18 protein-coding genes and 1 pseudogene are annotated in these 22,615 nt (G+C 71.5%); 12 read left to right on the top strand and 7 right to left on the bottom strand.

The genetic code is table 11. The features are described 5' to 3' along the window. Positions 1 to 327: 327 nt before the first annotated feature. From JW613_RS27410 to JW613_RS27380, 7 genes and pseudogenes are all read left to right on the top strand, one after another. On the top strand, positions 328 to 1,275 hold the full coding sequence (locus tag JW613_RS27410) for a S1 family peptidase (RefSeq protein ID WP_307866062.1): 948 nt from the start codon (positions 328 to 330) through the stop codon (positions 1,273 to 1,275). A 95-nt stretch (positions 1,276 to 1,370) separates the two neighbouring features. Next, positions 1,371 to 1,748, top strand: a pseudogene (locus JW613_RS27405) (VOC family protein); the annotation flags it as partial. Continuing rightward, complete coding sequence (locus tag JW613_RS27400) at positions 1,743 to 2,234, top strand: nuclear transport factor 2 family protein (protein WP_307866061.1); 492 nt, start codon at positions 1,743 to 1,745, stop codon at positions 2,232 to 2,234. The pseudogene JW613_RS27405 and the gene JW613_RS27400, both read left to right, overlap by 6 nt. A gap of 67 nt (positions 2,235 to 2,301) precedes the next feature. Further along, positions 2,302 to 2,949, top strand: a complete 648-nt coding sequence (locus JW613_RS27395) for a LuxR C-terminal-related transcriptional regulator (RefSeq protein ID WP_209213557.1) — start codon at positions 2,302 to 2,304, stop codon at positions 2,947 to 2,949. Between the two features lie 272 nt (positions 2,950 to 3,221). Beyond that, positions 3,222 to 6,269: an alpha-N-acetylglucosaminidase gene (locus tag JW613_RS27390; protein ID WP_245226367.1), complete on the top strand. Its 3,048-nt coding sequence runs from the start codon at positions 3,222 to 3,224 to the stop codon at positions 6,267 to 6,269. Positions 6,270 to 6,317: 48 nt separating this feature from the next. Beyond that, positions 6,318 to 7,445, top strand: coding sequence for a sensor histidine kinase (locus tag JW613_RS27385; protein ID WP_372448006.1), 1,128 nt, complete (start codon positions 6,318 to 6,320; stop codon positions 7,443 to 7,445). 69 nt (positions 7,446 to 7,514) lie between these two features. After that, a complete protein-coding gene (locus tag JW613_RS27380; RefSeq protein WP_209213555.1) occupies positions 7,515 to 9,335 on the top strand; it encodes a hypothetical protein in 1,821 nt (606 codons plus the stop codon). 29 nt (positions 9,336 to 9,364) lie between these two features. On the opposite strand, the gene JW613_RS27375 is transcribed toward JW613_RS27380, so the two are convergent. After that, complete coding sequence (locus tag JW613_RS27375) at positions 9,365 to 10,150, bottom strand: ABC transporter permease (RefSeq protein ID WP_307866058.1); 786 nt, start codon at positions 10,148 to 10,150, stop codon at positions 9,365 to 9,367. After that, a complete protein-coding gene (locus JW613_RS27370; RefSeq protein ID WP_209213554.1) occupies positions 10,147 to 11,085 on the bottom strand; it encodes an ATP-binding cassette domain-containing protein in 939 nt (312 codons plus the stop codon). The genes JW613_RS27375 and JW613_RS27370 overlap by 4 nt, the downstream gene beginning before the upstream one ends. Before the next feature lie 156 nt (positions 11,086 to 11,241). Here JW613_RS27370 and JW613_RS27365 point away from each other — a divergent pair, with 156 nt between their 5' ends. Further along, positions 11,242 to 11,898, top strand: a complete 657-nt coding sequence (locus JW613_RS27365) for a response regulator (RefSeq protein ID WP_099880170.1) — start codon at positions 11,242 to 11,244, stop codon at positions 11,896 to 11,898. Positions 11,899 to 11,924: 26 nt separating this feature from the next. On the opposite strand, the gene JW613_RS27360 is transcribed toward JW613_RS27365, so the two are convergent. The 4 genes from JW613_RS27360 to JW613_RS27345 are packed head-to-tail and all read right to left on the bottom strand — an operon-like array spanning position 11,925 to position 16,412. Next, complete coding sequence (locus JW613_RS27360; RefSeq protein ID WP_209213553.1) at positions 11,925 to 12,938, bottom strand: LacI family DNA-binding transcriptional regulator; 1,014 nt, start codon at positions 12,936 to 12,938, stop codon at positions 11,925 to 11,927. Then, positions 12,935 to 14,599 (bottom strand): glycoside hydrolase family 13 protein, encoded by a 1,665-nt coding sequence (locus tag JW613_RS27355; protein WP_209213552.1) that lies wholly within the window; start codon positions 14,597 to 14,599, stop codon positions 12,935 to 12,937. Before JW613_RS27355 ends, JW613_RS27360 begins: the two co-directional genes overlap by 4 nt. A 50-nt stretch (positions 14,600 to 14,649) precedes the next feature. Beyond that, positions 14,650 to 15,480 (bottom strand): sugar ABC transporter permease, encoded by an 831-nt coding sequence (locus JW613_RS27350; RefSeq protein ID WP_209213551.1) that lies wholly within the window; start codon positions 15,478 to 15,480, stop codon positions 14,650 to 14,652. A 5-nt stretch (positions 15,481 to 15,485) separates the two neighbouring features. After that, positions 15,486 to 16,412, bottom strand: coding sequence for a carbohydrate ABC transporter permease (locus JW613_RS27345; RefSeq protein WP_209213550.1), 927 nt, complete (start codon positions 16,410 to 16,412; stop codon positions 15,486 to 15,488). Between the two features lie 669 nt (positions 16,413 to 17,081). On the opposite strand from JW613_RS27345, the gene pknB reads away from it, so the two are divergent. The 4 genes from pknB to JW613_RS27325 all read left to right on the top strand — a co-directional run bounded on the left by pknB (position 17,082) and on the right by JW613_RS27325 (position 21,796). Further along, the gene (gene pknB / locus JW613_RS27340) at positions 17,082 to 19,145 is read left to right on the top strand and encodes a Stk1 family PASTA domain-containing Ser/Thr kinase (protein WP_209213549.1); all 2,064 of its coding nucleotides are present in this window, start codon (positions 17,082 to 17,084) and stop codon (positions 19,143 to 19,145) included. Between the two features lie 372 nt (positions 19,146 to 19,517). Continuing rightward, a complete protein-coding gene (locus JW613_RS27335; protein WP_209213548.1) occupies positions 19,518 to 20,303 on the top strand; it encodes a transglycosylase SLT domain-containing protein in 786 nt (261 codons plus the stop codon). A gap of 29 nt (positions 20,304 to 20,332) precedes the next feature. Continuing rightward, positions 20,333 to 21,187, top strand: coding sequence for a deoxyribonuclease IV (locus tag JW613_RS27330; protein WP_209213617.1), 855 nt, complete (start codon positions 20,333 to 20,335; stop codon positions 21,185 to 21,187). Positions 21,188 to 21,283: 96 nt separating this feature from the next. Further along, on the top strand, positions 21,284 to 21,796 hold the full coding sequence (locus tag JW613_RS27325) for a DUF4396 domain-containing protein (RefSeq protein WP_209213547.1): 513 nt from the start codon (positions 21,284 to 21,286) through the stop codon (positions 21,794 to 21,796). A gap of 24 nt (positions 21,797 to 21,820) precedes the next feature. On the opposite strand, the gene JW613_RS27320 is transcribed toward JW613_RS27325, so the two are convergent. Then, positions 21,821 to 22,444 (bottom strand): sulfite oxidase-like oxidoreductase, encoded by a 624-nt coding sequence (locus JW613_RS27320; protein ID WP_099879931.1) that lies wholly within the window; start codon positions 22,442 to 22,444, stop codon positions 21,821 to 21,823. Between the last annotated feature and the right edge of the window lie 171 nt (positions 22,445 to 22,615).

The raw sequence follows: 22,615 nt of genomic DNA, 5'->3' as shown, positions 1-22,615 counted from the left end.
ATCCCCGAAAAGCCGTGGACACAAGGGAGTTGAGAAGATGGGATGGGCGCGTCGCAGGTCACGGGGGGGATACGTGTGTCATCTGGTGAGGTGGCCGATGCCGCAGCGGAGGGCGTCGGCGGGGCTCCGCCGAACGAAGCGCAGCCACCGAAGCGCAGACCACCGAGGCGAAGGTCATCCAAGCCCAGGTCACTCCGGCTCAGGCCACCCCGGCTCAGTTCATCGGTGCCAAGGCATCGAAGCGGAGCCCGGTGCGCCGTCCGGCCGCGCCGGGGTGGCTGAGGAGAGCGTCGCCGGCCGCCGCCCGACAGAGCAAGGCCCCGGCGCCTGCCCTGGCGCCGGGGACGGAAGAGAAAGGACAGGCTCATCAAGACCAGCCAGGACAACCTCGGAAGCAACCTCGCACGCCGCACGGTACGGAGCACCACAAGGGCCGCGCGCGCGGCGTGCGTCTCGGCCCTCTCCCTGGGTCTCGCCGCGGCGGGCACGGTCGCGTACGCGGCTCCGCAGTCGGGCACGGCCGGGGACTCGGGACACCAGACGAAGATCATCGGCGGTGAGGAGTCCACCGAGAACTACTCGTTCATCGTCTCCCTGCAAAAGCAGCGCGGCGACGACCCCGACGGCCACTACTGCGGCGGCACCCTCGTCGCGGCCGACTGGGTGCTGACGGCGGCGCACTGCGTCACCACCGCGGCCGGGGTGAACGACCCGAAGCCGTACCACGTACGGGTCGGCTCACTGGACCGCACCCGAGGCGGCGAGGTGGCCCAGGTCGACGAGTTCGTCGTCCATCCGGGCTACCAGGCGTACGAGGACGAGGGGAGCGCCCACGACCTGGCGCTCATCAAGCTGTCCTCCACGGTCTCCAAGAAGCCCGCGCCGCTGGCGTCCCGCACTCCAGCCGCCGGTGAGACCGTCAAGGCGACGGGGTGGGGCTACACCAAGGCGACGGGCAACGACCCCTCGCAGCTGCCCGTCATGCACCGCGAGGTCGAGCTGCCGGTGCTGGCTCCCGACACCCCCGAGTGCGCCTCCGGCGAGGCGGACGGGGACGCCTGGGGCATCCGGGAGGGAGACTTCTGCACCGGCAACCCGGACGGCAACGCCGGTACCTGCGGCGGCGACTCGGGGGCTCCCGCACTGACGAAGGTGAACGGCCGCTGGCAGCTGTCCGGTCTCACCAGTCGGGCCGTGGGGGACTGCGGCACCACGCCCGACATCTACCCCAGCGTCGCGGAGCACCGCGACTGGATACGCGACGTCATCGGCTGATCCGCCGCACCTGCCGCGCCAAGGGGCTCCCCGTGCCCGCCGGGCCGGACGGGGAGCCCCTCCCCAGGGAGAAACGTTCGGAAAGGACACCCGGAATGAACCGGATCGACCTGGTCACGCTCCTGGTGGAGGAGTACGACGACGCCCTGGCGTTCTACGTCGACGTCCTCGGCTTCGCCGTACGCGAGGACACCCGTCTCGACGCGCACAAGCGGTGGGTCGTGGTGGAGCCGCCCGCGCCGGGCGGTACCGGCCTGCTGCTGGCCCGCGCCGCGAACCCGGCCCAGCGGGGCCGGGTCGGGGACCAGACAGGCGGACGGGTGGGGTTCTTCCTGCGGACCCTGGACTTCGCCGCCGAGCACGCCCGTCTCACCGCGGCAGGCGTCCACTTCGAGGAGGTCCCCCGCAAGGAGCCGTACGGAACGGTCGCCGTCTTCCGGGATCCGTACGGCAACCGATGGGATCTCATCCAGGGCCGGGCGCACCCGCCGGACCCGCACGAGCTCCTCGTCCGCTACCACCGGGCGATGCTGGAGTCGGACGCCGACGCGCTGGCCGGCCTGTACGCCGTCGACGGGGTGCACGAGTTCCCGTTCGCCGTTCCGGGGCTGCCGGGCCGCTTCACCGGGCGGGAGGAGATCCGTGCGGGCCACCGCGCACTGTGGGACGGCGGCGGGGCCCGGGTGACGGAGATCCGCGACGTCGTGGTGCACCGGAGCACGGACCCACAGGTGCTGACCGCCGAGCACACGGTGGCCGGGACGCTGGAGGCCGGGGGCCGTCCGTTCCGCCTCGCTGGGCTGCTGGTGCTGCGGGTGCGCGACGGCCGTCTCGTCCATGTCCGCGACTATCTGGACGGGCTCGGGCTCGCCCGCGTGGGGGCGCCGACGGGCCGGGGTCGGGGAGAGGGTGGCCCCGACGCGATCGTCACCGCCCTGGACGAGGGCGCGGGCCGGTAGATTCACCGATAGATTCATGGCGCCCTGCCGCCATCCGGCTCAACCCGCTGCGATTTTGGAGTTTTCCGTGCGTGTCGTGATCGCCGAGGATCTTTTCCTGCTCCGGGACGGGCTCGTACGGATGCTGGAGGCCTTCGACTTCGAGATCGCCGCCGCGGTCGACAACGGACCGGAGCTGAGCCGGGCGCTGCAGGAGCTGGAGCCGGACGTGGCGGTGGTGGACGTACGGCTGCCGCCCTCGTTCACCGACGAGGGCCTGCAGTGCGCGCTGGAGGCCCGCCGCAAGCGGCCGGGGCTGCCGGTGCTGGTGCTCTCGCAGCACGTCGAGCAGTTGTACGCACGTGAGCTGCTGGCGGACGGGAACGGCGGGGTGGGCTACCTCCTCAAGGACCGGGTCTTCGACGCGGACCAGTTCGTGGACGCCGTACGCCGGGTGTCCGCCGGGGGTACGGCGATGGACCCGCAGGTCATCCAGCAGTTGTTGACGCGCCGCGCGCAGGACGAGCCGATGGCCGGTCTGACCTCCCGGGAGAAGGAGGTCATGGAGCTGATGGCGCAGGGCAGGTCGAACGCGGCCATCGCGGCGCAGCTGTTCGTCACCGAGCGGGCCGTGGCCAAGCACACCTCCAACATCTTCGGAAAGCTCGGGCTGCCGCCCTCGGACGACGACAACAGGCGGGTACTCGCCGTGCTCGCCTACCTCGACCGAGGCTGACCGCTTCGTTACCGTGCCTCCCCGTACGTGTCTTTGGTCACATACGGGCCCCATACGGGCCACCTACGGCAGGACATCCGACAGGACATCCGTCACCTGGAGGCACCCCCATGCACGAGCCGATCAGCGAGCGTGAAAGATACGACAAATCCGATCAGTCCGATCCGCGCCCGGTTCCCCCCGCGCGCTCCCCCCTCAACAGACGCGCCGTGCTGGGCACAACAGGGGCACTCGGCGCGGGTCTCGCGCTGGGCAACGGGTATCTCCCCGCCATGGCAGCGGACCGAACGGGCGGACTCCAGGAAGCACCGACCACCTCCGGGGCGAAGGCGCCCGCCACCGACGCCGCGCGGGCGGCGCTCAAGCGGCTGCTCCCCCAGCACGCCGACCAGATCACGCTCCAGCAGATCAGCGGTCCCGAACGCTTCAAGGTCACCGGCCGGGCAGGCCGCATCCGGGTCGCCGGGACCGGGCCTGTGGCGCTGCTGACGGGCGTGCACTGGTACCTCAAGTACAGCTGCGACGCCCATATCTCCTGGGCCGGCAGTCAGCTGGAGCTGCCCAAGACGCTGCCCGCGCCCCGGAAACAGCACGCGCAGCGGGCCACCGTGGCCAACCGGTTCGCGCTCAACGACACCCACGACGGCTACACCGCCCCGTACGCCGACTGGGGACACTGGGAGCGCTTCTTGGACGTCCTCGCGCTGCACGGTTTCAACGAGGTGCTGGTCACCGCGGGCCAGGAAGCCGTCTACCACCGGATGCTCCGCGACTTCGGCTACAGCGACCAGGAGGCCCGCTCCTGGATCCCGGCGCCGACCCATCAGCCGTGGTGGCTGCTGCAGAACATGGCCGAGTACGGCGGCCCCATCAGCACCGAGCTGCTGAATCGGCGCACGGCGCTGGGCAAGCGGATCGTGGGCCGGATGCGCGAGCTGGGGATGAAACCCGTGCTGCCGGGCTACTTCGGCACCGTCCCCGCCGACTTCGCCAAGCGCAACAAGGGCGGGCGGACCGTGCCGCAGGGCAAGTGGAGCGGGCTGGCCAGGCCGCCGTGGCTGGACCCGCGTACGGCGGTCTTCCGCAAGGTTGCGGCCTCCTTCTACAAGCACCAGCGGGAACTGTTCGGCGAGGTCGACCACTTCAAGATGGACCTGCTGCACGAGGGCGGCGACCCCGGTGACGTGCCGGTGCCCGAGGCGGCGCGGGCCGTGGAGAAGGCCCTGCACACCGCACGGCCCGGCGCCACCTGGGTGATTCTCGGCTGGCAGGAGAACCCGCGCCGCGACCTGCTCGACGGGCTGGCCGCCAAGGACAAGATGCTGATCGTCGACGGCCTCTCGGATCTGGACCGGGTCACCGACCGGGAGAAGGACTGGGGCGGGGTGCCGTACGCGTTCGGCACCATCCCCAACTTCGGCGGGCGCACCACCATGGGCGCCAAGACGCACATGTGGACGGAGCGCTTCACCGCCTGGCGCGACAAGCGGGGCAGCAAGCTGGCCGGCACCTGCTACATGCCCGAGGCCACCCACCGCGACGCGGCGGCACTGGAGCTGTTCAGCGAACTGGCGTGGCGGCAGCAGGCGGTCGACCGCGGCACCTGGTTCGACGGCTGGGCGAAGATCCGGTACGGGGCAGCCGACGCCAAGGCCAAGAAGGCGATGACGGCGCTGCGGGAGACCGCGTACCGCATCAGCAGCAAGGACGGGCGGCCGCACGACAGCGTCTTCGCGGCCCGCCCCAGCCTGACGGCCCGCTCCGGCGCCTACTACGCCACCCACACACCCGCCTTCGACCTGCCCGCCTTCGACGCCGCGTTCGATGCGCTGCTGGGCGTGGACGCGCGGCTGCGCGGGACCGACGCCTACCGCTACGACCTGACCGACACCGGCCGCCAGGTCCTGGCCAACCGCTCCTGGTCGCTCATCCCGCAGCTGCAGGCCGCCTACAAGAAGAAGGACGTGGCCACCTTCAAGAAGCTGGCCGCGCTGTGGCTGAAGCTGATGGAGCTGGCCGACGACATGTCCGGCGGCCACCGCGCCTTCCTGCTGGGCCCCTGGCTGGCGGCGGCCCGCGGTTCGGCCGCCTCGGCGCCGGAGCGCGCCCAGCTGGAGCGGACGGCCCGGGTGCTGGTCACCACCTGGGCCGACCGCCCCACGGCCGACGGCGGTCGGCTGGCCAACTACGCCAACCGCGACTGGCAGGGCCTGATCCGGGACTTCCACCTGCCGCAGTGGAAGGCGTTCCTCGACGATCTGCAGGACGCGCTCGAACAGCGGCGGGCACCGAAGAAGTTCGACTGGTACGCCGAGGAGGAGCCCTGGACCAAGCAGCGGAACGACTACCCCACCCGGCCGGCCGCCGACCCGTACACCACCGCCACCCGGGTCCGTGACGTCCTGGTCAAGGCGCCCTACCAGGGCTCGCTGAAGGTCTCCGCCGAGCCGCGCGCCGTCGCGCCCGGCAAGGCCAGCACCGTACGGGCCGACTTCCGCAACGAGAACGGGCTGTGCCCCACCGGAGCCGTCGACCTCGCGCTGCGCGGCCTGGACGGTGCCCGGGCGCAGGACCCCACCTCGCACCGGGCCGTCAGCCCCGGCGGCATGGCGACCGTGCGCTGGCAGTACACCACCGCCGACCGCCCACTGGCCGAGCCGCTGGAGCCGCTGGAGTACACGGTGGAGGTGGAGAACGGACCCGAGGGCCAGGAGCGGGTGACCATCGGCCAGGACGGCCGGATCTACCGCGCCGGCCCGCTGCCGGACGGCGTACGGACGGCGACGACCAACGAGGCCGTCTTCGGGCACCTCGACGGCCGCTGGGCGATCGACGGCGCCGGTGCGGACCTGTGGAAGGCCACCGCCGAGTTCGGCACCGTCTACCGGGCGCGGGCGCTGGCCGACGGCGGCACGGTGACGGTGAAGGTCGTCTCCCAGGAGAACAGCGGGCCGTGGGCCCGCGCGGGCATCGTCGTCCGCAACGACCTCTCCGCACCGGGGTCCGCCGGGTTCGTCAATCTCGCCCTCACCCCCGGCAACGGAGTCGTGCTGTCGTACGACAGCAACGGCGACGGGACCCTGGACACCTACCGGGCGGTCTCCGGGGTCAAGGCCCCGGTCCTGCTGCGGCTCTCCCGGGCCGGCGCCTCCTACAAGGGGGAGCTGTCCACCGACGACGGGAACTCGTGGCGTACGGTCTCAACCGTCGAGACTCCCGGCGCGTCAGGCAAGCAGGACACCGGACTGTTCATGTCGGCGACCAACGGCGGCAGCGGCGATCGTGCCCTCGTCGAGTTCGCGGACTGGCGGACCGGGTAGGGCGGACGGGGGAGCCAGGGTGGGGAACGCGTGGAGGACACGGAAGACGTGACGGAGGACAAGCCGCGGGCCGCGGTACAGACGCACGAGCTGATGCTGGCGCTCGTCCGGGGGCCCGCGCTCGCGGTCGTCACCCTTCCCGTGTCCATCCTGTTGTTCACGCTCTCCCTCGTCTCGATCGTGCTGCTGCCGATCGGGGTGGGCGTCGTCACCACGCCGCCCACCCAGCAGGCCGTCCGCTGGTACGCCAACCAGCGGCGCCGGCTGGTCCGCGAGTGGGGCGGACTGGAGGTGCCCGAGCCGTACCGCCCCCTGCCGCGCCGGCCGCACAGCGGCATCGTCGGCCAGGTCGAACGCTGCACGCTGCTGCTCAAGGACCCCGCCACCTGGCGGGACATGGTGTGGCTGCCGGCCGATATGACGGCCGGCTTCGTCACCGCGCTGCTGCCGCCGATGCTGCCGATCAACCACCAGCTCACCAAGGCGATGCTGGAGCCCACCCGCGAGATGCTGCTGACGCAGCGGGTGGAGCAGTTGTACGAGACGCGGCATGACGCGGTGGACAGTTCGGCCGCTGAGCTGCGCCGTATCGAGCGGGATCTGCACGACGGCGCGCAGGCCCGGCTGGTCGCCATGGGGATGAGCCTGGGCACCATCGAGGCCTTGATCGAACACGACCCGGCCAAGGCCAAGCAGATGATCGCGCAGGCGAGGGAGAACTCCGCCGAGGCACTCACCGAACTACGCGACCTGGTACGCGGCATCCACCCACCCGTACTCGCCGAACGCGGCCTGCCCGACGCGCTGCGCGCGCTGGCACTGCGGATGCCGGTCCCCGTGGAGGAGGACATCGAACTGCCGGGCCGGTTCGACGAGCCGGTGGAGACGGCCGTGTACTTCGCCGTCAGTGAGCTGCTGACCAACGCCGCCAAACACGCGGAGCCGACGAAGGTGTGGCTCGATGTGCTGTACGTCGCCGACGAATCCGCCGGGGGCGACTCCAGGATCCGGGTGACGGTCACGGACGACGGCAAGGGCGGTGCCTCCCTGGACGCCGGCTCCGGGCTGCAGGGCGTCCAGCGCCGCCTCGCCCAGTTCGACGGCGTCCTGGCGCTGAGCAGCCCGTCCGGCGGCCCCACCATGGCCACCCTCGAGGTCCCCGCCCCCCTCGCCTGAGCGCTTGTCGCCGCTCGCCACCGGCGCCCTCGGGGTGACCCGGTGACGCCCCGCCTCGTTCTGAGGGGTGTGAGTGAGGGGACCCTGGACGTCGAGCAGGCCGAACTCGCCCTCGTCGAGCACTACGGAAGACTCGTCCGGCTCGCGCACTGCGTGCTGGCCGACACCCCCCGCAAGGCGCACGCGCTGACCCGTGAGGCACTCCCCCGACGGTGCACGTCGACGGCGGCGCTGCCCCGGCCGCAGACGCGACCGGAAACGCGACAGCAGCCGGAAGGCGCACAGGACGAGGACCCGGCGTATGTCTGGCTGCGGCTTCGGGTGCTGCGTGCGGCACTGGCCCGCCCCGGGGACGGAGCCGAGGCCCGTGCCGCGTACGCGCTGCGGCATCTGGAGTCGATGGCGGACCCGGACATCCGGCGGCTGCTGCGGGCCGCCCACGTCCGGGACCCGGACGCCGCCCTCGCGCAAGCCCGCACGGGACCGGCCGACCGGCCCCCTCCGGACAGTCCGGGCAGCCCGGGCAGCCCGGACAGTCCCGAGATGCCGTGCGTCCTGTGCGGGACGCGGGAACCCCACCCCCTCGAAGTGGTACGGCGGCGCCGCCGGCGGCGGGTCGTCGGCACGGCGGTCCTCGCCGCGCTGGTGTGCGGCGGGATGCTGGGGGTGCCCGGCGACACCTGGGGGCCCGACGCCGCCGCCCGCCCCCCGCTGGTGCGGGGCACCGACGGGGAGCGCGCCCTCGACCCGGACGCGCTGGTCCGGGTGCCGCCCGGCACCTGGCGTCGGGCCTCCCGCGTGGACTTCGCCGCATGGCCGGCCCGCGGCTCCCTCACCCGCGATGAATCGTTGCTGCGCCGGGCGCTGGTCACCTGGGCCCGGCCGCGCGCCGACGTACGGGTCAGTGCGGCACCGGGCACCCCCGAGGGACCACCGCCGGGGCCGCCCCAACTGCTGTACGCGGGACGGCTGGAGGGTGCCGCCGTGGTGCTGCTGTACGACGGGCTGCGGGTGGCGCGGTACGCCGAACCCCTGGACCCCGACGACGGTTCGGCCGCGGCCAAGGACGGGGTGTCGCTGGAGCTGTCCCGTACGGCGGGTGCGCAGACGGCGGCTTCGGGGGCGCTGACCGTCACCCGGAAGGAGGGCGAGGTGCGCTATTTGACGGCGCCGTGGATCCGGCGCGCCGCCGAGGTGGACCTCCTCGACCCGGCGGACGTGGCGGGCCGTGAGCTCTCCCGCGGCGAGGACGGGGTGACCGGGCCGGTACCGCTCCCGGTCACGCAGCCGCACCACTGCGAGAGCTGGCCGGGGCTGGCGCTGACCGGCAGCCCGGGGGCGGCGTCCGCCGCGCAGCTGTACACGGATCTGGGCGAGCTGACCCCGGCGCGGCTGACGGACGGCACCGCCCGCGAGCCCGCCACCGGCGCCGCGGCCCGCGAGCGGCTGGCACGTACGGCCTGCCACCTGCCCGCGGTGCTCGACCAGGGGGTCAAGACCGTCAACTCCTGGCAGTTCGCCCGGCAGCGGTTGCCGGACGGGGACGGCGAGGCGGCGTGGGTGTGCACCCGGGCCGGTACCTGGCGGGGTACGGGGGCCAGGGTGATGACGCAGTTCCAGCCGCCGGCCCCGCCCGGACGCCCGGGGGCCGTCACCTCCCGTGCGGAGGACTCCCGCGCCTGCGGCCCGCGCGAGCGGGATGTGCTCACCGGGCTGCTGTGGAAGTCCACCCGGGGCCACTGGTACGTGCTGGCCGCGGCGGACGAGAGCGTCACCCGTCTGCGGGCGCGGGGCAAGGGCCTGGCGGACGGCCCGGCGGAGGTGACCGGCAACACGTTGGCCGTACGCGCCGAACGGGGGGCCTCGGCGCGGCTGTCGGCAACCCGCTGACCTTCGGCCCCCCCGTGACGACGCGGCCGTCAGGCGTCCCGGCGCCGCAGCACGGCCGTACCCGCCGCCACCGCGGCGAGCGCCCAGCCGACGAGCAGCAGCAGAGCGACCGACCGCCCGTAGGTGCCGTTCCCACCGAGGGCCAGGGCCTCCGAGGCACCGGCCGGGAGGAGATCGACGAGGACGTCGCCGCCGGGCAGCACATCCAGCGCCATCGGCACCAGGAACAGCAGCCCGAACAGCGCCGTGACCGTCCCCGCCGACCTGCGTACGACAGCGGCCAGCCCCACGGTCATCACGCTCAGCAAAGCGGCGTGCGTCCCGACAAGGAACACCTGGCCGCAGACGGTGGCGGCGTCGAACGTGCTCTCCTCCAGCGTCAGTGCCCCGCACACCACGGCCAAGAGGCCGCACACCAGCCCGGCCACGAAGGTGACGGCCGAGAGCAACAAGGTCTTGGCCGCCAGCAGGCGCCCTCGGCGGGGTACGCACAGCAGGGACGTCCGGACGCTCCCGGTGGCGTACTCCCCGGTGACCGAGAGCATGGCCAGGGCCGCCAGCACAAGCCCCAGGCCGTTGAGTTCGGCGATCACGGCGGGGTCGCCGGGCGAGGCGGCGGGGTCGTGCGTGAGGACCCCCGCCGCGGAGGCGATGACCCCCGTCAGCACGGCCGCCCCCAGCAGCAGGTACCAGGTCGAGCGCAGCGAGACGAGCTTCGTCCACTCCGCGGCGAGGGCGCCGCGCAGTCCCGCGCTGCGGGAGCGGGTCCCGCGCGGGGCCGCCGTGGGCGGGGCGAGGGCGGCAGCCACCGTCACACCCCCGCTTCCAGGTCGGTACGCCCTTCCTGGGCGTACTCCACGCTCTGTGACGTCAGTCGCATATAAGCCTCCTCCAACGACGCCTCGGCGGCGCGCAGTTCGTACAGGTGCACATGTCCTTCATGGGCGAGGTCGCCGACGCGTTCGAGCGGCACGCCGCTCACGGACAGCTCGTCCGGCGCCGGCCGGGCCACCTCGGCGCCCTCCCGCCTGAGCCGGTCGGCCAGCGCCGCCAGCCCGCCGTGCTGCGGGCCGCGTACGCACACGGTGCGGCCGGCGCCGGCCCCGACGACCTCCGCGGTCGGCCCGTCCGCCAGCAGCCGGCCCCGGCCGATGACCACGAGCCGGTCGGCGGTCAGCTCCATCTCGCTCATCAGATGGCTGGAGAGGAAGACGGTCCGGCCCTCGGCGGCGAGGGAGCGCAGAAGCGTGCGCACCCACAGCACTCCGTCGGGGTCGAGGCCGTTGACGGGCTCGTCCAGCAGCAGCACCTCCGGGTCGCCGAGCAGCGCACCGGCGATGCCCAGGCGCTGGGCCATTCCCAGCGAGAAGGAGCCCGCCCGCTTGCCCGCCACCTGAGTCAGACCGACCGCGTCGAGCACTTCGGGCACCCGGCGCGCGGAAATCCCGTTGCTGCGGGCCATGGCCAGCAGATGCTGCTGGGCGGTGCGCCGTGGGTGCGCGGCACGCGCGTCGAGGAGTGCGCCCACCACCCGGAGCGGATGGGCCAGCTCGGCGTACGGCGTCCCACGGATCAGCGCCGCGCCGGAGGTGGGCTCGTCCAGCCCCACCACCATGCGCATGGTGGTGGATTTGCCGGCCCCGTTGGGGCCGAGGAATCCGGTGACCTTGCCGGGTGCCACCTCCAGCGTCAGGTCGTCGACGACGGTCTTGCCGCCGTACCTCTTGGTCAGTCCGCGCAGTGTGAGCATGCCCTGGACGGTAGGCAGCGGCCGGAGCCCGGACAGTGCACGTTGGTCGTCGGCGCCACTGCACTTTCGTCAGGGGAGCGGCGCCGCCGGGCGAGCCCTGCGGGCACTGGGTTAGCGTGCTTCCGTGAGCGGGGCGAGAGCGGGGACGGGAACACGATGATCCGGGTACTGCTGGCGGACGACGAGGCGATGATCAGGGGCGGGGTGCGGGCGATCCTCGCGTCGGCCGGAGACATCGAGGTCGTGGCGGAGGCGGCCGACGGGCGGGAGGCCGTCGCGCTGACGCAGCGGCACCGCCCCGATGTGTGTCTGCTCGACATCCGGATGCCGAAGCTGGACGGGCTGCGTGCGGCGGCCGAGCTGCGGCGCACCTGCCCGGACAGCGCGGTGATGATGCTGACCACCTTCAGCGAGGACGAGTACATCGCCACCGCGCTCGGCTCCGGCGCCGCCGGTTTCGTCCTCAAGTCCGGTGATCCTAGGGAGCTGTTGGCGGGCGTACGCGCCGTCCACGAGGGCGGCGCCTACCTCTCCCCCGCCGTGGCGCGGCACGTCATCACGCACATGGCCGCCGGGCAGCTGGGCCGCCGGGCGACCGCCCAGGCCCGCACCGCCGGGCTGACTCCCCGCGAGCGGGAGGTGCTGGGCCTGGTCGGCGCCGGCCTGTCCAACGCGGACATCGCCGCCCGGCTGCACGTGGTCGAGGGCACGGTGAAGACGTACGTCAGCCAGATCCTGGCCCGTCTGGAGATGAAGAACCGCGTACAGGCCGCGATCCTCGCCTACGAGGCGGGGCTGGTGCCGTCCTCGTAGGCGAGCTTCGCGCTCCGAAGCTCCGCTCAGCCCCCGGGTGCGTGCGCCGTCGACCCCCGCACGACCAGCTCCGGCTGGAAGACGAACTCCGTCTCCGCCATCGGGCTGCCGCCCATCGGCTCCAGCAGGGCGTGGACGGCGGCGTTGGCCATGGCGCGGACCGGCTGGCGGACGGTGGTCAGTGGCGGGTCGGTGAAGGCGTTGAACTCGGAGTCGTCGTAGCCGACCACCGAGATCTGGTGCGGCACCCGCAGGCCCCGCTGCCGGGCCGCCCGTACGGCGCCCAGCGCCATCAGGTCGCTGCCGCACACGATGCCCGTACAGCCCTGGTCGATCAGCGTACCGGCCGCGGCGTGGCCGCCCTCGACGGTGAAGAGCGTGTGCTGGATACGCGGCTCGCACCCGGCCTCCCGCACCGCGCGGGTGAAGCCCGCGACCTTGCGGCGGGTGGGGACGAACCGCTCCGGGCCGACGGCCAGTCCGATGCGTTCGTGTCCCAGCTGGCGCAGATGCTCCACCGCCATCGCAGCCGCCGCCCGGTCGTCGGGCGAGACGAAAGGCGCGCTGATCCGGTCGTTGTAGCCGTTGATCAGGACGAACGGCACACCGCGCTCGGCCAGCCGGGCGTAGCGGGCCGGGTCGGCCGTCAGATCGGCGTGCAGGCCGGAGAGGAAGATGATGCCCGACACATCGCGCTCGACCAGCTGGCCGACCAGCTCGTCCTCGGTGGCGCCGCCGAGCATCCGCGTGCCCAGCACCGGCGTGAAGCCGTACCCCGACAAGGACTGCTCGATGACCTGGGCGAACGCCGGGAAGATCGGGTTGGTCAGTTCCGGGATGACCAGTCCGACCAGCCCCGCGCTGCGCTGCCGGGCGCGCGCGGGGCGCTCGTAGCCGAGGACGTCCACCGCGGCCAGCACCCGCTGCCGGGTGGTGGCGGCCACGCCCGGCCTGCCGTTCAGCACCCGGCTCGCCGTGGCCTCGCTGACCTCGGCCTGCGCGGCGATGTCGGCGAGGCGCGCGGTGAGGGCACCGGTCATCCGGCGACCCACCAGGCGGTCGTGTCGCCGGGCAGCTCGACCCCGGCCGCCGTCTCCTGCTGGTCCAGCGGACGGCTGGCCAGCAGCAGTTCCCCGGGCCGGGAGTCCAGCCGTACCGGCCGGCTGCGGGTGTTGGCCGCGCACACGAACGCGCCGCGCCGGAAGACCAGCACGCCCTCGGGCGCGGGCAGCCACTCCAGCGGTTCGCCGTCGCCCAGCTCGGGCCGCTCCCTGCGCAGCCGCAGCGCGGTGCGGTAGAGCTCCAGCGTGGAGGTGGGGTCGCCGGTCTGCGCGGCGACGGACAGGGCGCCCCAGCCGGGCGGCTGGGGCAGCCAGCTGCCGCCGCTGCCGAATCCGTAGGAACTGCCGCCGTCGGCGCTCTCCTCCTCGGCCCAGGGCAGCGGCACCCGGCAGCCGTCGCGGAGCCCGTCCTGACCGCTGGAGCGGAAGAAGGAGGGATCCTGGCGTGCCTCGTCGGGCAGTTCGGTCACCTCGGGCAGCCCCAGCTCCTCGCCCTGGTAGAGGTAGGCGGAGCCGGGCAGCGCCAGCATCAGCAGCGAGGCGGCGCGCCCCCGGCCGTGGCCGCCGCCGAGCCGGGTGCGGTGGCGCACCACGTCGTGGTTGGACAGCACCCAGGTGGCGGGTGCGCCGACGGCGCCGAGCGAGGAGAGGGAGGCGTCGATGACCTCGCGCAGCGCCGCCGCGTCCCAGCCGGTGTTGAGGTAGTGGAAGTTGAACGCCTGGTGCAGTTCGTCCTCGCGTACGTACAGCGCGGTGCGCTCGGCGCTGGGCGTCCAGGCCTCGGCGACACCGACCCGCTCCCCCGGGTACTCGTCGAGGACCTGCCGCCAGGAGCGGTAGATCTCGTGCACGCCGTCCTGGTCGAAGAACGGCAGCTCGGCGGTGCCCAGCAGCTTCAGCTGCTCCGTGCTGCCCATGTCGGGCAGCCCCGCCGCCTTGACCAGTCCGTGCGCCACATCGATACGGAAGCCGTCGACGCCCATGTCCAGCCAGAACCGCAGCACGGAGCGGAACTCGTCGCGGACGGCCGGGTGGTCCCAGTTGAAGTCGGGCTGCTCGGGCGCGAACAGATGCAGATACCACATCCCGGGGGAGCCGGGCACCTGGCTCCAGGCGGGGCCGCCGAAGACGGACTCCCAGTCGTTGGGCGGCAGTTCGCCCAGCGGCCCCTTTCCGGCCGCGAAGTGGTAGCGCTCCCGGGCCGCCGCGTCCCCCGCCAGGGCGCGTTTGAACCACTCGTGCTGGTCGGAGGAGTGGTTGGGGACGATGTCGATGATGACGCGCAGTCCGAGCGCGTGCGCGTCCCTGATGAGGGCGTCCGCGTCGTGCAGCGTCCCGAACATCGGATCGATGGCGCGGTAGTCGGCGACGTCGTACCCGGCGTCCGCCTGCGGGGAGGCGTAGAAGGGGCTGAGCCAGACCGCGTCGACACCGAGCTCGGCCAGGTGCGGCAGCCGCTGCCGTACACCGGGCAGATCGCCCATGCCGTCGCCGTTGCCGTCGGCGAAGGAGCGCGGATACACCTGGTAGATCACCGCGTCGCGCCACCAGCCGGTCGCGCCGGGCCGCGCCGACGGAACAGCCCGGGGCGCCCCCTGCGTGATGCCTTCGGCCTGGGGTGCACTGCTGTGCTGAGTCATGTCGTCCCTGAAGAGTTGAGGTGTTCGTCCGGAGCAGAGAAGCCGCCGCGCTACGCCTTGGTCGCGCCGGCGGTCAGCCCCCCGACCAGATGGCGCTGGGCGAAACCGAAGACCACGGCGGCCGGTACGGCGATGACGACGGCGGCGGCCGTCATCGAGCCCCAGTCGGAGCCGTAGCGGTTGACGAAGGTCTGCAGACCGCCCGCCAGGGTCAGGTTCTCCTCGCCGGTCATGAAGGCGGTCGCGTAGGCGACCTCCGCCCACGCGGTCACAAAGGTGTAGAAGCCGGTGACGGCGATACCGGGCTTGGCCAGCGGCAGGATCAGCCGCCAGAACGTGCCGAACGGGTTGAGCCCGTCCACCCGGCCCGACTCGTCGATGTCGACGGGAATCGTGTCGAAGAAGCCCTTCATCATCCACGCGCAGAACGGCACGGCGATGGTCAGATAGGTGATGATCAGCCCGAGCGGCTGGTTGAGCAGCCCCAGCTTCGCCATCGTGTTGTACAGCGGGACGATCAGCACGGCCATCGGGAACATCTGAGTGATCAGCAGCACCCACATCAGCGGCCGCATACCGGGAAAGCGGAACCGGCTGAGTGCGTACCCCGTGGTCGCCGCGATGAGCACCCCGATGACGGTCGTCCCGACCACGACGATCAGCGAGTTGCCGAACCAGGTGAGGAAACGGGTGTCGGCGATGACGTGCCGGTAGTTGGCGAAGGTGAAGTCCTTCACCAGCGCGGTGGTGAACGACTCGCTCTCCGGCTTGAACGAGGTCACCAGCAGCCACAGCGGCGGAAACAGCGCACACGCCGTCCCCAGCAGCAGACCCGCGTGCAGCCCGACGGAGGCGAACGGGCTTCTCTTCGTCGTCCTCATGGTTGTCACCACGCCTCTCCCTGGCGGCGCAGTGCCCGCCGATAGACCACCGTGAACAGCGAGAGCAGCAGCAGGATGAGCACACCCCAGGCTGCTGACGTGGCGAAGTCACGCGGGCTGTTGACGAACGACAGCCGGAACGCGTACGTCACCAGGATCTCCGTGGAATCCTCGGGCCCGCCCTTGGTGAGCAGGAAGATCACCGGGAACATGTTGAACGTCCAGATGGTGCTGAGCAGGATCACCGTGCTGCTCACCGAGCGCACGCCCGGCAGCGTGATGTTGCGGAACCGCTGCCAGGGGCCGGCACCGTCCATCTCGGCCGCCTCGTACAACTCCCCCGGTATCGACTGCAGCGCACCCAGCATCGCGACGATCATGAACGGGACGCCGAGCCAGACGTTCACCGCGACCACGGAGACCTTCGCCCACACCGGGTCCCCCAACCACGGCACCCCGTCGATACCCCCGCCGTCCAACACCTTGTTGAGCAGGCCGTTCTTCTCGTTGAAGAGCATCTTCCAGGCGAAGACGGAGACAAAGGCCGGGATGCCCCACGGCACGATCATCGCGACGCGGTAGAAGGAGCGGCCCTTCACCTTCCGGTTGAGCATCACCGCGAGCGTCAGCCCCAGGCCGAAGGTGAAGCCGACACATCCGACCGTCCACACCGCCGTCCAGCCCAGCCGGTCCCAGAAGACGCTGTCGGACAGGATCGCCGTGTAGTTGTCGAGACCGATGAACTCATAGGTCGCCGGGATGTGGTTGACGCCGATCGTCCGCTCCACGTTGGCTTCGTCGGCGTCGGTGAGGGAGAGGTAGATGCCGCGGGTGAGGGGGTAGCCGACGATCAGTCCGATGACCAGGGCCACCGGGGCCACCATGGCCCACGCCCACCAATGTCTCGCCGCCCAACCTGTGACCCGCCTCATCATGACCTTTCCTTCTCATGGGGGCATACCCCCCGCTCCGCGCGGGGCGCCCGCTTTGTGGGGGCACGCCCCCTGGGTTCTTCGGCTGTCGCCGAGGGGTCGTGTCGGGGGGCTCCGCCCCCCAACGGCCCCCCGCTAGGTGGGCTTCGCCCCCCTAGGACCCCCCTTCCGCAATCACAAAAGCCATTGCCTTACGTGAAGTCCCCCATCGACTTGAGGCCCCCGGTTCGGCCGGTGACGACCCTGCGGGAGCGTCGCCGGTGCGACTCCTCCCGCAAAGGAGACACCGGCAACGCATCTCGGCTCCCTCCCGCCCAGCGTTGCCGGTAACGCCGGTGCGGGCGGAGTGGCACCAACACACGACCCGCAGGGTCGTCACCGGCCGAACCATGGACAGCAACACCCAGGCGGACCCCATGTACGTCAATAGGGGGCCAAAGGTGCGGCAGGGGGGTTCTAGGGGGGCGAAGCCCACCTAGCGGGGGGCCGTTGGGGGGCGGAGCCCCCCGACACGACCCCTCGGCGGCAGCCGAAAAACCAAGGGGGCGTGCCCCCACAAAGCAGGGGGCGGGGCGAGGGCGGAGCCCTCTGTCACTGTTCGGGCGCAGAACAGTGGCAACCCGCAACCATGCGGCCAAGCCAGCGCAGCGCCCTCGTACACTCTGCGCAATGGACACCACCCTCAAGGACCCTTCCTCGGCCTTCGGCCGGGGAGACCCCTTGGTCGGCCAGGTTCTCGACGGCCGGTACCGCGTCGAGGCCCGGGTAGCGATCGGCGGCATGGCGACGGTGTACCGCGCCGTGGACACCCGCCTCGATCGTGTGCTGGCCCTGAAGGTGATGCACACCTCCTTGTCCGCGGACGACACGTTCGTGACGCGTTTCATCAGGGAGGCCAAGTCCGCCGCGCGTCTGGCGCACCCCAATGTGGTCGGTGTCTTCGACCAGGGCACGGACGGCACATATGTGTATCTGGCGATGGAGTACGTGGAGGGCTGCACCCTCCGCGATGTGCTGCGGGCCAGGGGCGCTCTGCGTCCCCGGGCGGCGCTGGACATCCTGGAGCCGGTGCTGGCGGCGCTGGGTGCCGCGCACCGCGCGGGTCTGGTGCACCGGGATGTGAAGCCCGAGAACGTGCTGATAGGGGACGACGGCCGGGTCAAGGTCGCCGATTTCGGTCTGGTCAGGGCGGTGGACAGTCAGACGTCCGCGACGACGGACTCGATCCTGGGCACGGTCTCGTATCTGGCGCCGGAGCAGATCGAGGACGGGGCGGCCACTCCGCGTACGGATCTGTACTCGTGCGGGGTGATGCTCTACGAGATGCTGACCGGCGCCAAGCCGCACTCGGGGAGTTCGCCGGCGCAGGTGCTCTATCTGCATCTGAACAAGGACATGCCGGCTCCTTCCGCTGCGGTGCCGGGGATGGCGGCGGCGCTGGACGCCCTGGTCGCACGGGCGACGGCGCGGGCGCCCGAGGAGCGGCCCGAGGACGCCGTGGCGCTGCTGTCGGAGACGCGTACGGCCCGTGCGGGGCTGTCCGACGAGGAGTTGGACGCGGTGCCGCCGCAGGCCAAGGACGGCGGTACGGGGCCGGCGGGTCCGGCCGGTGCCGAGGAGTCCTCCCCGGTGTCGGGGGATCTGGCGGCGGCAGCGGGACAGGCCGAGGTGCCGGCCTCGCAGACGGAGGCGGACACCTATGTGATTCCGCGGCCGGCGGGGGCCGGGGCCGCCGATCCGGTGCCGGACGCGGAGCCGCTGGACCGTACGGCGCTGCTGTCGGCGCCCCCGGTCGCGCCGCCCGGCGATCCGGCGGGCGGCGAGGGCTCGGGGGGCGGTGGTGCTCCGCGGCGGCGGGTGCTGCAGCCGCGCTGGTGGCTGGTGACGCTGGGCGTGCTGCTGGTCGCGCTGGTGGGTACGGGCATCTGGTACGTCAATTCCGGGCAGTTCGTGCGGACACCCGCGGTGCTGGACAAGACGCGGTCCGAGGCGACCAGGACGCTCTCGGACGCGGGGCTCGATGTCGAGGTGGATCTGGAGTACAGCGAGCGGGTCGAGCGCGGCCATGTGATCAGCACCGATCCGAAGCCGGGCGAGCGTGTCCGCAGGACGGGCAGTGTGACGCTGACCGTCTCGCGCGGCCCCCATGTGGTGAAGGTTCCCGATCTGAAGGGCACACCGCTCTCGGACGCCCGCCGGGAGCTCAAGGACGCCGGGCTGAAGCCGGGCACGGTCGAGCGGCGGTTCGACGAGGAGACCGCGCAGGGCTCGGTGATCACCAGCGACCCGGCGTCGGGCAGCAAGCGTCGGCCGGGCGCCGCGGTGGCGCTCACGGTCTCCAAGGGCGCGCCCATCGATGTGCCCGATGTGGTCGGTGACGACCAGAGCGACGCCGTGGAAGAGCTGAAGGACGAGGGGCTGAAGGTGCGTATCGCCTCCGAGCGCGTCCACTCCGAGCACGACAAGGGCACCATCGCCCGCCAGTCCCCCACCGACGGCAGCCGGGCCGCCAAGGGCGACACGGTGACGCTGACGGTCTCCAAGGGGCCCGACATGGTCGAGGTGCCCGATGTGGAGGGCAGCAGCGAGGACGAGGCCACCTCGAAGCTGGAAGAAGCGGGGTTCGAGGTGACCGTGCGTCGCATCTTCTTCGGGGACACGGTCTTCAACCAGTCTCCCGACAGCGGTGGGAAGGCGCCCCGGGGCTCGGAGGTCACGATCTGGCTCCGCTGAGCGCGGGGCTGCTGTCGTGTGCGTGGTGGGACCGTCACCGCGGGTCGCTCCATGTCCGACTTGGCGCGTATATCCCGTCACGGCCTGTGGCGCCCGATCCGGTGGGATGTGAGCCCACCCATAGGACGCACGTCACCTACGAAAGAGAGTAGTGGAAAGGAATCCACTGCTCGACCTGGAATGCAGCACCGCTCATCGCCCCGGTGCGGAACCCCCGTCAACGAATTCGGGTAGTACGTCACACCTTTGATTTCGGAAAACGGGCCCTTTAACAATTGCGGTCGTCGCACGGCGCCGAAACAGCACTCGGCGTTTCCCCCCGGCTCCCCGCCTCTGCGACGACGCCAGCGATGAAAGGTTCCGCACTTCCTCATGCCCAGCATCTCCAGCCTCAGTCTCAGCCCCAAGGCCAAGAAGATCTCGACCATCGGTCTCGGCACCGCGGGCGCCGCGGCCCTGGCTCTGACGGTCCTGCCCGGCACGGCGGCCCACGGTGACTCCGGCCAGGCCACCGCCAAGAAGATCACCGCCGACAGCGTCGCCTTCAGCTCCCACTCCTCGGTGCTGCCCGAGCACGGCAAGGACATCACCGCCGAGCAGCAGTCCCTGGTGAAGGTGCCGGCCGACGGCGAGAAGGTGGCGAGCGTCAAGGACGCCACCACCACAGCGAAGAGCTTCACCAGCACCGACGAGGTGGCCGCCGCGATACAGGCCGACGCCGAGGAGCGCGCCGCCAAGGCCGCGGCCCAGAAGAAGGCGGAGGCGGCAGCGGCGAAGGAGCGGGCGGCCAAGGCGGCGGCGAACCGCGCCGAGAAGCGCGCCGCGGCGCCCAGCTACCCGAACAACCTGGACGGCTGGATCCGTGAGGCCCGCGCCATCATGGCCAAGCACGGCATCCCCGGCTCCTACGAGGGCATCAAGCGCAACATCATCCGGGAGTCCGGCGGCAACCCGCGCGCCATCAACAACTGGGACATCAACGCCATCAACGGCGTGCCCTCCAAGGGCCTGCTCCAGGTGATCAAGCCGACCTTCGACGCCTACCACGTCGAGGGCACCTCCTGGGACCAGTACGACCCGGTCGCGAACATCGTCGCCGCCTGCAACTACGCGGCGGACCGCTACGGTTCGATGGACAACGTCAACTCGGCATACTGAGTGGTGTGACCACGAACGACACGCAGCGCATGCGCAATCCCATTGGCGGCCATGTCCCCGTAGCCGGGGGCCTGGCCGCCACTGGCATTTCCTACGCCGCCGATATCGGCGCCGAAGCACTTCAGGTTTTTGTCGCGAATCCGCGCGGCTGGGCCACACCGACCGGAAATGCGGACCAGGACGCCGCATTCCGTACCGCATGTGCGGAGCGTGGACTTCCCGCCTTTGTCCATGCTCCTTATCTGATCAATTTCGGCTCGCACACCGAGGAAACCGCCACCAGATCCGTGCTCTCGCTGCGGCATTCGCTGCGGCGCGGTCGGGACATCGGCGCGCTGGGGGTCGTCGTGCACACCGGCTCGGCGACCGGTGGCCGGTCCCGCCGCACCGCGCTCGCCCAGGCCCGCGAGTTGATGATGCCGCTGCTGGACGAGCTGTCCGACGAGGACGACCCGTGGCTGCTGCTGGAGCCGACGGCGGGGCAGGGCGCCTCGCTCTGTTCCCAAGTGCACGAGCTCGGCCCCTACTTCGAGGCACTGGAGCACCATCCCAAGCTCGGGGTCTGCCTCGACACCTGCCATGTCTTCGCGGCGGGCCACGACTTGGCCGCGCCCGGCGGGGTGGCGCGTACCCTCGATGAGCTGGTGTCGGTGGCCGGCCCCGGTCGGCTGCGGCTGATCCACGCCAACGACTCCAAGGACGTGGCGGGTGCCCACAAGGACCGGCACGCGAACATCGGCGGCGGCCATATAGGGACCGCACCGTTCGCCGAGCTGCTGGCCCACCCGCTGACCGAGGGCGTACCGCTGGTGATCGAGACCCCGGGCCGCAAGGAGGGGCACGCGGCGGACGTGGAGCTGTTGAAGAAGCTGCGGAACGGCTGACACTCCTCGGCGCACGGCATGACGGAATACCCGGGTGGGGTATAGCGTTGCGGCGGTGCGACGGCACGATCCGCTCTGCTTACAACGAGGTGTCCCATGACCCAGCACGTCCAGCACGACTCCGGAACCCACCGGCACGGCGAGCCCTACCACAGCCACGACCACGGCCACGGCCCCGTCTCCTGGTCCGTGGCCGCCAGGGCCACCCTGCACTGCCTGCTGGGCTGCGCGCTGGGCGAGATCCTCGGCATGGTGATCGGGACAGCGCTGGCCTGGCACAACGCGCCAACCATGGCGCTGGCGATCGTTCTGGCGTTCGTCTTCGGCTACAGCTTCACGATGTACGCCGTCGTACGCGCCGGCCTCGACTTCCGTACGGCGCTCAAGGTCGCCCTCGCCGCGGACACGGTCTCCATCCTGGTCATGGAGCTGGTCGACAACGGCGTGCTCCTGCTGGTCCCGGGTGCGATGGACGCTCATCTGGACACAGCACTGTTCTGGGGTGCCCTCGCGGTCGCCTTCGCCATCGCCTTCGCGGTCACCACTCCGGTCAACCGCCTGCTCATCAGCGCGGGCAAGGGCCACGCCGTGGTGCATCAGTACCACTGACGCGACGGGGGGCGGGCGGGGCGGCTACAACTCGGGGCCGTCTCCCGGCTCCTCCTGGTAGGAGTAGCGCTGCTCCTGCCAGGGGTCGCCGATGTTGTGGTAGCCCCGCTCCTCCCAGAAGCCCCGCCGGTCGGCCGTCATGTACTCGATGCCCCTGACCCACTTGGGGCCCTTCCAGGCGTACAGGTGGGGTACGACGAGGCGGACGGGGAAGCCGTGCTCGGCGGTCAGCAGCTCACCGGCCCGGTGCGTGGCGAAGACCGTGTTCTCAGCCGTGAAGTCCGCCAGCCGCAGGTTGGAGCTGAAGCCGTACTCCGCCCACACCATCACATGGGTGACATCGGGCGCGGGCGGCGCCAGCTGGAGGATCGTACGGGCGAGCACGCCGCCCCACTCGGCACCCAGCATGCTGAATTTCGCGACACAGTGCAGATCGGCGACGACGGTCCGGTACGGCAGCGCGGAGAACTCCTCGTGGTTCCAGGAGTGCTTCTCGCCGTCCGCCGTGGCGCCGAAGACCCGGAAGTCCCACCGCTCACGGCGGAACTTGGGTACGGGGCCGTAGTGGGTGACCGGCCACCCACGCTGGAGCCGCTGCCCGGGCGGAAGCTCCGGTTGCTCCCCTTCGCGGCTTTGCGGCTGACCCATGCCCCCATGGTGACAGACCCCGGCCCGTGGTCTTGACCACCCCCCGAGCGGCCGGTCGACGGCGGCGGAATCGCAGCTCACAACAGCAAATACCGGCACAGCCGGTAAGCGTGCACTTACTGGACCGAGCCGGTGGGCGGTGACAGGATGCGCGATTGCGCGCCAGCGCGC

It is taken from the genome of Streptomyces smyrnaeus (assembly GCF_017676345.1).
Taxonomy (GTDB): Bacteria; Actinomycetota; Actinomycetes; order Streptomycetales; family Streptomycetaceae; genus Streptomyces; species Streptomyces smyrnaeus.
This window is presented reverse-complemented; position numbering and strand designations above follow the sequence as displayed.